The organism is Paenibacillus sp. J22P51 (genome assembly GCF_059692215.1).
This window is the reverse complement of the sequence record NZ_JCAUAZ010000006.1, coordinates 56,848-68,988: the sequence shown is the minus strand read 5'-3', so window position 1 is coordinate 68,988 and position 12,141 is coordinate 56,848. Positions and strand designations below refer to the sequence as shown.

At 41.8% G+C, this 12,141-nt stretch carries 12 protein-coding genes; all 12 read left to right on the top strand.

Translation table 11 applies throughout. The features are described 5' to 3' along the window. The first annotated feature begins 208 nt into the window (after window positions 1-208). The 12 genes from AC58QC_RS14980 (at window position 209) to AC58QC_RS14925 (ending at window position 11,944) form a co-directional block, all read left to right on the top strand. Window positions 209-367 (top strand): NUDIX domain-containing protein, encoded by a 159-nt coding sequence (locus tag AC58QC_RS14980; protein ID WP_497415928.1) that lies wholly within the window; start codon window positions 209-211, stop codon window positions 365-367. 186 nt (window positions 368-553) lie between these two features. Next, window positions 554-1,006 (top strand): VOC family protein, encoded by a 453-nt coding sequence (locus AC58QC_RS14975; protein WP_497415927.1) that lies wholly within the window; start codon window positions 554-556, stop codon window positions 1,004-1,006. A gap of 862 nt (window positions 1,007-1,868) precedes the next feature. Further along, a complete protein-coding gene (locus tag AC58QC_RS14970) occupies window positions 1,869-2,483 on the top strand; it encodes a hypothetical protein (protein ID WP_497415926.1) in 615 nt (204 codons plus the stop codon). 587 nt (window positions 2,484-3,070) lie between these two features. Then, window positions 3,071-3,895 carry an XdhC family protein gene (locus AC58QC_RS14965; protein WP_497415925.1) on the top strand — a complete coding sequence of 275 codons (825 nt, stop codon included), beginning with the start codon at window positions 3,071-3,073 and terminating at the stop codon, window positions 3,893-3,895. Then, window positions 3,892-4,209 (top strand): XdhC family protein, encoded by a 318-nt coding sequence (locus AC58QC_RS14960; protein WP_497415924.1) that lies wholly within the window; start codon window positions 3,892-3,894, stop codon window positions 4,207-4,209. The genes AC58QC_RS14965 and AC58QC_RS14960 overlap by 4 nt, the downstream gene beginning before the upstream one ends. A 115-nt stretch (window positions 4,210-4,324) precedes the next feature. Further along, entirely contained in the window at window positions 4,325-4,933 is a 609-nt protein-coding gene (locus AC58QC_RS14955) for a nucleotidyltransferase family protein (RefSeq protein WP_497415923.1), read from the top strand. Continuing rightward, entirely contained in the window at window positions 4,923-7,085 is a 2,163-nt protein-coding gene (locus AC58QC_RS14950; protein WP_497415922.1) for a xanthine dehydrogenase family protein molybdopterin-binding subunit, read from the top strand. Before AC58QC_RS14955 ends, AC58QC_RS14950 begins: the two co-directional genes overlap by 11 nt. Then, on the top strand, window positions 7,078-7,545 hold the full coding sequence (locus AC58QC_RS14945) for a (2Fe-2S)-binding protein (protein ID WP_497415921.1): 468 nt from the start codon (window positions 7,078-7,080) through the stop codon (window positions 7,543-7,545). Before AC58QC_RS14950 ends, AC58QC_RS14945 begins: the two co-directional genes overlap by 8 nt. Then, a complete protein-coding gene (locus AC58QC_RS14940) occupies window positions 7,545-8,402 on the top strand; it encodes an FAD binding domain-containing protein (RefSeq protein WP_497415920.1) in 858 nt (285 codons plus the stop codon). The genes AC58QC_RS14945 and AC58QC_RS14940 overlap by 1 nt, the downstream gene beginning before the upstream one ends. Window positions 8,403-8,683: 281 nt before the next feature. Beyond that, entirely contained in the window at window positions 8,684-10,273 is a 1,590-nt protein-coding gene (locus tag AC58QC_RS14935; RefSeq protein WP_497415919.1) for an extracellular solute-binding protein, read from the top strand. Between the two features lie 686 nt (window positions 10,274-10,959). After that, entirely contained in the window at window positions 10,960-11,463 is a 504-nt protein-coding gene (locus tag AC58QC_RS14930) for a DUF1572 family protein (RefSeq protein WP_497415918.1), read from the top strand. Between the two features lie 247 nt (window positions 11,464-11,710). Further along, window positions 11,711-11,944, top strand: coding sequence for an HAD family hydrolase (locus AC58QC_RS14925; protein ID WP_497415917.1), 234 nt, complete (start codon window positions 11,711-11,713; stop codon window positions 11,942-11,944). Window positions 11,945-12,141: the final 197 nt, after the last annotated feature.

Below are 12,141 nucleotides of genomic sequence, written 5' to 3'. Positions count from 1 at the left end.
AGCCCTGAGAGTGAATCCTACCCTCAGAGCCTAATGTATTCGTAAAAGAATAACTAAAAAGCAACATGAGGATAAGACGTATATATTTTTGTGTTCATTGTCCTCACCTCGTTACGATTTATTTTTACAGCAACAGAATCATAACATTAAGATCATCCACAATATAGGGAAAGATTAATTATAATTAACTCAAACCCTGATTGGCGGAGTGCATTGTGTCCCTATTTTAGATGATGGAAATTTAATGATGGTTTGGGATCAGGAAGAGAAAGTATTAACAACAATTGGTGGAAGACTAAAACCTGGTGAATCAATAAAAGATGGCCTAGATCGAGAAGTAATGGAAGAGGCAGGGCTTGAGGTATAAGATGATAGAATTCCATTCGCATTCGCAAGTTGGTGTTGGAAAAAAATTTTAACAGGCCAATTCGACGAAGGAACAGAGCTGTATCCCACTGCAGAGGTGCATCGTTTGGAAGGAATTAGTAATTCTTGATAGAATAAATATGAAGATGATCAGGTAATAAATTTGTACACATAAGGAGATAAAACTATGTCAAAAAACAAATTACTAAGAATGGACAATGTTGGCATCGTTGTAGAATCCCTTGATGACGCAATCTCTTTCTTCGAGGAGATTGGCTTGAAGCTCGAAGGGCGAGCTACTGTCGAAGGTGAATGGGCTGGTCGCGTAACCGGGCTGGGTTCACAGTGTGTAGAGATTGCTATGATGGTTACCCCAGATGGCCACAGCAGACTTGAACTTTCGCGATTTCTCACCCCACCTACTATATCAGATCACCGAACTGCTCCTGTAAATGCCCTCGGTTATCTACGCGTCATGTTCACCGTTGAAGACATTGACGAAATGGTATCCAGACTCACTAAGCATGGCGCTCAGCTCGTTGGCGAAGTGGTTCAGTACGAGGACTCATATCGGCTCTGCTACATTCGTGGAAATGAAGGACTTCTAATCGGTTTGGCGGAACAACTCGGTAATAAATAAGTGGCGTTTATAAAGAAGACTTAACTGAGATATACATTACTAGAGTAAAAATAGAAACAGAAAAGCAGTGTGAAAGTATCTCGAAGAAGTCGAGTGCATCATATAAACACCGCATTCAGGTCTGGGCGACCCTCGGTCCCGGAAATAAGGAACGAGGATTTAATTGCCGGGACACATCCGCACCGACTAACCGCATCGCGGCCGGCAGCAAGCTGCCTTAACTCGGTGGGACTTCGTGATGCATGAACTTTAACGGAATCAATGCAAAACCAAATTAAAGGGACTCAACTAACGGAGAACGATAGCTAAATCAAACAGGGAGCAGCCGCAGGTAGCTACTCCCTGTTTCCATTGAGGTAAAGGGCAGTTATAACTGGGACTGTTCAACATAAAAAAAGCTCATCTTGTTGCTCCTTTGAGAAACTGGCGATTTTTTTCTATTTCGGAGCGTTCATTTCGCTCTCTTTTTTTCAAATTGCCGCTTTTTAAACAACCCTAGAGGGGATGACTTACACAGGGCACATAACCCTCCGAATTACATCTTTACAGTAACCGTAATTAAAGATTGGAAAACCGACGGAAAATGGGTAATGAAAGAATACAAGGTAAGAACAAGAGATAAAGAAACTATAATTGTAGAAGACCAGCTTAAAATTATCAATTGAAGCAACAAAAACCTTAAGTTGAACAATCCCAAAAAGGCTGCCATGTGTAGCCTCTTGTACGTTTTCCTGCATTTTTCTCAGATGCAAAAGCTGCTTCAGAATTTTAATGTCGCTGGACAACAGAGTAGATTTTGTGCATGAAAGCTACTATCAAAACGTACAATAGAGCATCAAAAACGTAAGGAGCGTGGATACCGATGTCTATTCCACGAACGGGGGATCTTGCTTTCGCATGGGGCGAGGTGAGCGCGACGGCTGTTAGTAAAGGTTATGTCGGTGCATACCCGACATATATCGTTGAATCGGAGGGCAATACCAAAAAAGTACTCGCTGTCTTTTTAAAAAACAAACGTAGTTTGGAGTGGCGGCAAGTGGGTAAATTTAAAGTGCCCATGTTTGTTCCGCAAATCGTACATCAAAAGATTGGCTTGCAGCTGGATGATCCCGAAGATTTTTGGGGCCTCTTGCGCGCGGTGGATGCATACGCGGGCGTACATGGCTATGGCGGTGGGTTTCCAACGCTGATCAAAGCAGAGAGTCCCGATCCACAGGGCCGCTGGGGCGTCGTACTTCTTAAAAGACCATACGTCACGTGGGAAGATGTCAAATTTACCAACATTGGCAATCCGAGCGCCGACGATGCGTTTGCACGTTTTCGCGGCTTGCATCATTACGCAACTCCGCACTACATAGGAGCCTTCCCCAATGGGCACGAACAAACCTACGCGGACAAAGGGCACGTCTGCGGCGCTTTACGTGTCGATAAAAGCGTCGGCGAAATGGCCCAGGTGGTGTATGACCGCCTCAATTAAAATACAAAAGCCGCTCCTATTGAGTGGCTTTTGTATTTTATGACATCTCCAGTCTAAACGCTCCCTGTACAGACTTATTCGACATCATTAGAAAGCCAGATTGCTGTTGTGATTCTGGTATTAGTAAATGATAGAATTAATAATATTTACACTTGAATTCTTTCTTTATATCAGGAGGATGGCAACGATTAACGGGCAGATTTCTTTTTAACGCGGCTGTTCGAATCACTAACACAAATGCATGCACAAGACTGAATCTTGGGGACACTTTAGTTGAATAGAGGAGCTCAAACAGTTGCGGTCTAAGACTTTATTCTCAGAGTCTTTAACCGCAGCTGTTTTTTTGTATGAAGTCAGATTGTTTTCAGGTCGATGGAGATGCGTGAAAGATGCAGCGAGGTGAAGGGCTCATAAGCAATCCAATTATCAAAATGGCAGTTTAGCGGAATAAGACAATCAGTAGATTTTTCCTTATTTTAGTAGTTAGAGTGAAAGTATCTATGCTCTTAAATAAAATTCTGATAATTTTAACTGTTAAATAATATATATATATAAATGAAGTTTCGTTATCAGAGAGGGCGAGATGCATGGAACTTTATCATCGACTGATCTCCTCAATTGAGAATCGATTAGGGGTTGCCTTAATCACAGTCACAAGGATCAATCTTCATGATCCAAACCATGATAGTCAGCTAAGGGAAGTTACTGTGGGAACCAAGCTGCTGGTTTACTCTGGTGGAAAAGTATTTTGTGAAAAAGAATTAGTAATTGAAGAATGGAAGCCTTTATTGGAAATTGCAAGAATGGCATTGGCCCATCAAAAATCAAATACGTACATCTCACAAATAAAGTCCTGCGAAATTGAATATTTTGTGGACGTGTATCCGCAGCCGCTGCATTTAATAGTTGCGGGAGCTGGCCATGTGGCGAAGCCTTTGGTGGAAATGGGTAAAAAGCTTGGGTTTTATATCACTGTCATTTGCGATAGGCCTCAATTTGCGAATTTTGAACAATTTCCTTGGGCAGATGAGGTTACATGTAGACCTTATAATGAGTATTTCCGAAATTTGGACATATCGGATAGGCCTTATATTTTGTTGCTCACACGGGGCCATCAGTATGATGTTGCGATCCTTCGTGAAATCCTGCATCTTTCTGTTCCCTATATAGGAATGATTGGAAGCCGCAGACGCATTTCAGGTGTATTTTCTCAGCTCCATGAGGATTTTCCAGATGTCGGATTTCAGAATGTATACGCTCCTATTGGCCTGGATATTGGTGCACAGACGCCTGAGGAGATAGCAATCAGTGTATTGGCGGAAATTTTACGGGTGAAGAATAATAAATCCGGAAAATCACTTAAAGAAGAAATCGGCCATTTTATCGTGGATAGGCAGGAGGAAGATGAATGAACGAACTTGAGCTGATGAAACGGATCGTGAGGATTAAATCTACCTGTACAAATGCGGCTCTGGCTACCGTGATTCGAACGAAGGGTTCTACGCCCAGAAAGGTCGGCGCGAAAATGATTATTTATGCCGATGGAACAATAGCCGGGACGATCGGAGGCGGCTGCGGGGAAAGCGAGGTGATTGAAATAGCCATGCATGTTATAGCCACAAAGATGAGCACCCAGCACACGGTTGATCTGACTGCAGGGCTGTTTTATGAAGATGGAGGGATCTGTGGCGGCATTCAGTATGTATTTATTGAGCCCATACATTGAGGAGATAGAATAGATAAATGTACAGAACGTGTAATAAAGTTTATTCAGGTTATACGCAATATTCAGGAGCATATATTATATTACATTTTACTAATAGGCCAAAGAGGTGGAATCGATGGAAGCGATCATCCTTGCAGCCGGATATTCAAGCAGAGCAAATGATTTTAAAATGACCTTAAAACTAGGGGAAATGACAGTATTAGAGCATACCATCTCCAAATTTGAAGGAATATGTAATAGGGTTATCGTGGTGAGTGGTTTTCAGTGGGAACGGATAAAAGAAGCAACATCTGAGATGCAGAAGAATAACAAATATGCCATGGATATCGTATGTGTGGTTAATCCAAGTTATAACCAAGGTATGTTTAGTTCCGTTCAAAGAGGTTGCAGAGAAGTGGAAGCATCTAGTTTCTTTATAACACCTGGGGATTGTCCGCTTGTAGCAAAAGAAACGATACGGAAATTAGCAATAGAACAGGGGAAGGTAGTGATTCCAAGTTATCATTTGAAAAGTGGACATCCTATTAAATTATCTGGCGAGATCAAGAACCGCATTCTTGAAGCCAATACAGACAGTAACTTGCGAAAGATTATTCAAATATATGAAAAGAATTATTTGAATGTAGAAGATTTGGGTGTCCTTATGGATCTGGATACTCCGGAAGATTTCGAAAAAGCGACCGAATATTACAACCATAAGGGGTGCTGTTCCGATGAATGCTAAGGATATTAGTATCTCTGTGAAAAAAAAGGATCACGATGGGAAAGTATCAGGTGGGCTAGCTTATATCGGCGATGTGAAACTAGACTCTATGCTGTATGGTGTATTGTATCGCTCACCTATCGCATACGGTAAAGTACGATCCATACAGCTGCCGCCATTGCCTGAAGGTTATGAAAAAATTGGAGCCGAACACATCCCTGGGGTCAATTTTGTAAAATTGTTACATAAGGATCAGCCCATTTTTGCTAATGATTGGGTCAATTATATTGGTGAACCCATGTTCATGCTCGTGGGCCCTAAGTTAGACATTCTACATCAATTATTAGATGAAGCCCAAGTGGATATTGAAGAACATCAAGCCATCTATACATTAGAAGAAGCGATTAAACAAAAGGATCGAACGGGAGTATTCGCCAGTCATGAATTTGGAGAAAGTCTCGAAGTGATACAATCTATCGAAAAGAATGCGCATCAAATCGTAGAAGAAGAATACGAGACGGGTTATCAAGAACATGTCTATTTGGAACCCCAAGGAATGCTTGGGATTTATAAAGAGGCTGAAATTCTTGTAGAAGGATCGATGCAGTGTCTTTATTATGTGAAAAAGGCATTGATAAGCGCACTGGAATGTAAGGATGACGAGGTTAGGGTGATACAAAGTCCTACTGGCGGCGGGTTTGGCGGGAAGGAAGATTTCCCTTCCATGATGGCTTGTCACGTTGCCGTAGCTGCTAAGGTTGTCAAAAAACCAGTCATGCTACTGTTTGACCGAGCAGAGGATTTTGAGGTAACGACAAAGAGACATCCCTCCAAATTTAAATATCGAACAGCTTTAGATGAAGAAGGAAATATTCTAAGTATGAATGTAGAGCTCTTTCTTGATAGCGGAGCAAATGCAGGTTTAAGTCCTGTCGTTTTACAGAGGGCATTACTGAACAGTGCAGGCGTATATAAAATTCCGCACTTTCATGCGAAAGGCTATGCGCTGAAAACCAATACTGTGCCCAATGGAGCTTTTAGAGGCTTTGGCGCACCGCAAAGCTTTGCAGCAATTGAAAGTCTTATGGGACACATTAGTAGAAAGCTAAAACGAGACCCCATTGAATATAAAAGAAACTATTTGGTGAAACAAGGTGATCCAACCATTACAAACGGGAGATTTAAAGACCCGGTTTTGATGGAAGACATAATCAAAGATTTAATGCTTACAGTCGACTACACAAAGAAAAAAGAAGAGTTCCTCGGCTTTAACCAGCAAAACAAGCGCTACAAAAAAGGAATAGGCACTTCCTTTTTCTTGCATGGCTGTGGATTCACCGGAAGCGGGGAAAGAGACCATATTAAAGCTACTGTAAAGTTAGCAAAAACAGAAAACGATCAAGTGCTGATCAAGATCTCAAATTCGGATATGGGTCAGGGCGCGCTAACCATTATGAGCAAAATTGTAGCTAAAGAGCTTGGACTGCCTTACGAGGACATATCGTTTCCATATCCGGATACGAAAGAAGTTCCTGATTCTGGTCCAACCGTAGCATCCAGAACCACGATGATTGTCGGCAAATTGCTGGAACGGGCAGCAAGTAAACTGAAAGCAGGGTGGCAATCAGGTGTACCTCAAGAGGTAGTAGAACACTATGTTCATGAAGAAATGATTCCTTGGGATGAGGAAAAATTCTCTGGAGATGCTTACCCCGCATATTCGTGGGGAGTAAATATGATTGAACTAGAAGTAGATATCTTAACTGGAAATGTTCAAGTGGAGAAAATTTACGGCAGCTTTGATATAGGAAAAACGATTGATGAAAAAATTGTTAAAGGTCAGATCGATGGCGGCATGGTACAAGGAATCGCTTACGGTTTTATGGAAAAAATGACGTCTAAACTAGGCAAGATCCAGCAAAAAAGCATTTCAGACTATGGCCCACCAACGGCTATGGATGTAGTCCATATTGAAAGCAAACTCTATGATAATCCTTTTGCCGGAGGACCTTATGGCGCGAAAGGTGTAGGTGAATTGCCACTAACGGGAGGAGCGCCTGCTGTGCAAGCAGCGATTGAGGATGCCTTGCAAATATCCTTTTATCAAATTCCTGTTACGCCAGAATTGATTATCGAAAGTTTGGCGAAGAAGGCGGGGGAAGCGATTGATTAAATTTAACCTAAATGGAAGAGAAGTAGAAACAGAAGCTCCATCCACCCTAAGATTAATTGATCTATTAAGAGACGAATTTCAGTTAATCGGTTCAAAGGAAGGCTGTGGGGATGGAGAATGCGGGACTTGTAGTGTCCTTGTTAATTCTCTTGTACAAAATAGCTGTCTCATTCCCATTGGCGCCATTGAAGGAGCAGATATTATAACCATTGATGGATATTGTAAGACGGAACAGTTTCAAATGTTAAGTGAATGCTATTCTGAAGCAGGTGCAGTTCAATGTGGTTTTTGCATTCCAGGAATGGTTATGGCGAGCGCAGCCCTTTTATCCCAAAATCCTCATCCGACAGAAGAAGAGATTCGTGAAGGAATCTCCGGAAATTTGTGCCGTTGTACCGGATATAACATGATTGTGGATGCGATTGACTTAGCAGCGAAAAAGGGTGAAGGCTTATGGTAATGAAAACCATTACGTCATACCGATATAAGAATCTAGAAGAAACCCTTTCTCAACTAAGTAAAGAAGAATGCCAAATTATTGCGGGCGGCACGGATGTCATGGTACAGCATAAAAGTCCGAGAGGGACACCTGCCAAGTTGGATAAACCCATTGTTTTTATCGATCAATTAAAGGAATTAAAACAGATATATAAGATGAATCATGACATTCATATAGGTGCTTGTTGTTCCTTTAGCGAAATGATGAAACACCCCCTCATACCGAAAATACTAAAGAAAGCAATAAATGAAATTGCCGCGCCAGCTATTCGAAATAGAGGAACGATTGGCGGGAATATTTGCAATGCATCCCCTGCAGGAGATACTTTGCCTTTGTTATATATCTATAACGCTAAAATACGACTGAGATCCGCCAAAGGTGAAAGGGTAATAGAGATTCGAGATTTTATTCAAGGACCAAGAAAAGTGAACAGATTTAAAGATGAAATCGTTACAGAAATCATTTTGCCAGAAGTGAAAGAAGATCGTACTTATTTTGTTTTTGAGAAAGTGGCTAACAGAAGAGCAGATGCAATAGCAAAAATATCGTTTGCAGGTTCGTTACGTTGGGATGAAGGCAGGATATGTGATGCTCGATTTGCTTTCGGTGCTGTAGGACCAACTGTTGTACGTTCCATTGATATTGAAATAAAGTTATTGGGAGAAGCATTCCCGTTGGATAATAAATTAATTGATGGGGTTGTTGCTGATTTTGAAAGCATATTAAAACCAATAGATGATCAACGCTCTACAGCGGTTTATCGGAAAACAGTGGCACTAAATTTATTGCGTCATTTTCTTGAAAACAAAGCGATTTGAAGATCTTAAAGTTCTTGTCACGGCCAATTGACAAGAACTTTTTCTCATTCCCGACGGCTCCTTAGCTCTTGACTACCTCGAAAAGCTGTCCGCACCCAAGCGGCAGCTTTTTCTATTTAGCATTCTGCATAATTTTTTTAAAGAAATATGTCGATGCCTAAAAAAAACCCTCCAACAGCTAAAATTACTCCATAGTCTCCAAATATAAGTATGCATTACGATAGAATCAACACAAATTGATAGCGCTTACAAATAAAAAAATCATGGGATGAGGGATTTCTATGAGAAAGTGGAAATGGATGGCGAGTACAATGGCTGTTGTACTTAGCGTTGGCGTGATCGGTTGCTCGAATGGCGCCGACACTAGCAAGCCGGCTGATACGAAGCCTGCAGAATCGGCTAAGCCCGCAGCTGAGACGCCGAAGGCGCAGCAAGGCCCAACGAAGTTTAGTATCTCGATGCGTACGCTTAACTTTGACTATGTAGAAAAAGCGGCCAACCTGAACGAGGACAAATGGGTGAAAGAACTCGAGAAAAAGACGAATACCGACCTTGATATTCAACTGGTCCCTCATGCCGAATTTGAAAAGAAAATGGTCCAAATGTTTGCCACAGGCGACATTCCGGATGTTGTGCAAGCAGGCGCCGGCACAAGCGGGAAAGAGCTAGCAGGCTCCGTGCAAGCAGGCATATTCCTGGAGTTGAACGATCTGATTAAGCAGCATGCGCCGAATTTGCTGAAGGTAATTCCACAAGCGGCTTGGGATGAAGTAACGCTCAACGGCAAAATCTATGCGATTCCGGAATTTATTTCTCAGCCATCCCGCAGAGCGACTTGGGTACGTGAAGATTTAATGAAGAAGGCAGGTATTACGAAGGATCCGAAAACGGTTGACGAATACCTCGAAATGCTTCGTGCCTTCAAGAAGATTGGCGTCGAGCACCCGTTCATGGGACGTCAGGATTTTAAATACGCCGATATATTCTTCGGAGCTTACGACGTATATCCGTATTCGAGCCAATATGAAGTAGTTGACGGCAAAGTTCAGCCGAAATTTTTCGATACCGGGAATATGCAAAAAGCATTGACAACGTATAAAACGATGTTTGACGAAGGGCTGATCAACAAAGAATTCGCTACGATCAATCCGACGAATTTCAAAAATATTATTTTGGCCGGTAAAGCAGGCATGTGGGAAATGAATGCTCAGGAGCTCATTCAATGGGAAACACAATTGAAGGCAGCTGTGCCTGATGCGAAAATTAAAATTATTCCTTCCCCAGTAGGAACAGACAGCAAGGGCGGCGGTTACTTATACTCCTCCGGAGCGCGTGCATACTTTATTAACTCCAAAATTAACAAAGACAAAATTCCGGGCATTCTGAAGTTCTTTGAATGGCAAGTATCGGAAGAAGCGGACAAATGGTTTGACACGACGCTGCCGATCAACCCGAAAACGGATGCGGAAGTTTCCGAGCAACGCTATTTGAGCGGATTCCTTCATATGGTGAAGGACGATGCTTACCGGAAGCAAATTTTGAATGCAACGCCGGAAGGGCAGTCTTTGCTCAAAACGTTCGAAACGATTTTGCCGAATGAAGGACGCGGAGGTCTTGAGTTCGATGTGGCGCTTCCAGCTATGGTGAAAAATCCGGATATCGCCGCTTTGTCTGATACGGCAGCTCCAGTGCTTATTGGGCACATGGTCAAAATGGTGTACGGCAAAGAGCCGATCTCGGATTGGCCGAAGGTCATCGAAGAGTGGAAGACTAAAGGCGGAAACGATGCACTGAAGGAAGCAAATGACGTTTACCAAAAGAAAATTGGCTACAAGCTGCGCGGTCCAGAAGCGCAAAAGTGGAAGCAATAAGATGAATAAAAGCCAGCAGGAGGGACCCCCGCCTTGCTGGCTTTTCACTTCAGACGAACAGAAAGTTGAGCTACTAATACCTGTGGAATAACACTTAAGTTATTGGCAGTTTAATCCTAAAAGAATGAGAAGCATGTATTAGGTCGGAAAAGCAGAATCAGGGGATTGCTCTAGTTTTCGGACCGGTTCGAAAACCAAACGATCCACATGGACTCGCCATCATTGAGGTTGAGAATGCAGACCAAGTCCCACAACTAATCGCCGAAGATCCTGCCGTTATCGCGGGATTGATGACTACGGAATTTTATCCGATAATGGCAACCTTACCGAAATAACACTCTTCACTCTGAAGTATGATGTAAATGGGGCCAATGCGACAAAAGTATTGGGCCCCTTAATGCACTAACAGTGTGCGAGAGTTAAGTAATTGCAAAAGGAATGAAATCTTTATTTTCATCTGGAAAGTCCCCTTTAATATAAAAAAGAGACCCTCAGCCCGTTGCTGTGGGTCTCTTTTTACCTGAGCGGGTATATTCATACATGCAAACAATTTTCCATTTATACCTACATAAAATAATACAGGTTATGTGTTCGTATCGTTTAATTATAATAAAATGTTGCAAAGCGAAACAAATGTTCGGTAATATATTTATATATACAAATAAAGGAAATAAAGAGGTGTAGTTATGGATATCGCCATCGAGGTAATTGAAAGTATGTTGCCCAAGTTCAGATCGGAAATGAGAGGGACACTTAAAGCGATTGAACAATTGTTAGATGAAGACATTATTTGGTCGCCAAACTCTGAAAGCAACAGTATCGCAAATCTAATTGCACATATTCGTGGATGTGTTCACTCAAGAATTGAACAAATCTTTTTTAATACCCCTGACACAAGGGACAGAGAAAAAGAGTTTGAACGTGGGCTTCAAATATCGAAAGACGAAGCTTATCAAAAGGCAAAGGAAGCATTTGATATTATCATTCAATATCTTGAGCACCTAAAATCAAATCCTCATCTACTCATGTCTCAACCCTTTCTCAATCTGCCACCCCTTACGTATAGCCAGGTAAACAACCAAACGACTGTGCTTAACTTAATGATTGCTATGGTAAGAGAGGTTCATTATCATACAGGGCAAATTGTGTATATAGCAAAGATAAGAAAAGGGCAACTTCTGTGGAAATAAGATATTTAAGGAGTTGTTCCTATGCCGTAAGTGCAGCTTAACAACGTGGGAATGTACTATGAGAAGATGGGCGTCGGCAGTTGTTAGGATCCTTTTCTAGACTACTTGGTTTATTACAATGGTGCTCTAATAACATGCAAGTCTAAGCAAACTCAGCGGCACATTAGTATCCCAATGGAGATTAGCCAACAGATTAACAATTTCATCGAGTTGCATGCACCTCAATCGTTAATTTCATACGAGGTCAATGACTCATGGTATACGTGTACACCAGTTCCCGACTCGCAACGTGGTCATTTCGGTATCCGTTCAAATGATCTCAGTGGAAGATGCCGTGCACGATTTAGGACTATTCCATAAGTGCGGATTTCCGATCGCTATGAAAAATGCGATAATTGAGCTGAAAAATTGTGCAAAATACATTACCGAATCAAATGATAACGATGGTGTTGCTGTTGCTCTTGAGAAATTTGTGCTGTGAATCAGAAGCTGATAATAATTCAACTAACGAGGAACTATAGCTCAATAGACATCAGGCGAAGGCTGCCGACAGCGATGAACGGTAGCCTTCACAGCTAATGGGCAGGAGAGATACATTTACACCATAAATATTTGTGAAGTATACTCAAAAAATGTAATGAGATGTGTTTTAATTTTGGTATGATCGAGTAAATAACG

Bases quoted from the DNA above. Each gene is read 5' to 3' on its own strand.
- AC58QC_RS14940 (WP_497415920.1), top strand. From the start codon at position 7,545: ATGAAAACCATTACGTCATACCGATATAAGAATCTAGAAGAAACCCTT.
- AC58QC_RS14970 (WP_497415926.1), top strand. From the start codon at position 1,869: ATGTCTATTCCACGAACGGGGGATCTTGCTTTCGCATGGGGCGAGGTG.
- AC58QC_RS14935 (WP_497415919.1), top strand. From the start codon at position 8,684: ATGAGAAAGTGGAAATGGATGGCGAGTACAATGGCTGTTGTACTTAGC.
- AC58QC_RS14965 (WP_497415925.1), top strand. From the start codon at position 3,071: ATGGAACTTTATCATCGACTGATCTCCTCAATTGAGAATCGATTAGGG.
- AC58QC_RS14975 (WP_497415927.1), top strand. From the start codon at position 554: ATGTCAAAAAACAAATTACTAAGAATGGACAATGTTGGCATCGTTGTA.
- AC58QC_RS14930 (WP_497415918.1), top strand. From the start codon at position 10,960: ATGGATATCGCCATCGAGGTAATTGAAAGTATGTTGCCCAAGTTCAGA.
- AC58QC_RS14925 (WP_497415917.1), top strand. From the start codon at position 11,711: ATGACTCATGGTATACGTGTACACCAGTTCCCGACTCGCAACGTGGTC.
- AC58QC_RS14955 (WP_497415923.1), top strand. From the start codon at position 4,325: ATGGAAGCGATCATCCTTGCAGCCGGATATTCAAGCAGAGCAAATGAT.
- AC58QC_RS14950 (WP_497415922.1), top strand. From the start codon at position 4,923: ATGAATGCTAAGGATATTAGTATCTCTGTGAAAAAAAAGGATCACGAT.
- AC58QC_RS14960 (WP_497415924.1), top strand. From the start codon at position 3,892: ATGAACGAACTTGAGCTGATGAAACGGATCGTGAGGATTAAATCTACC.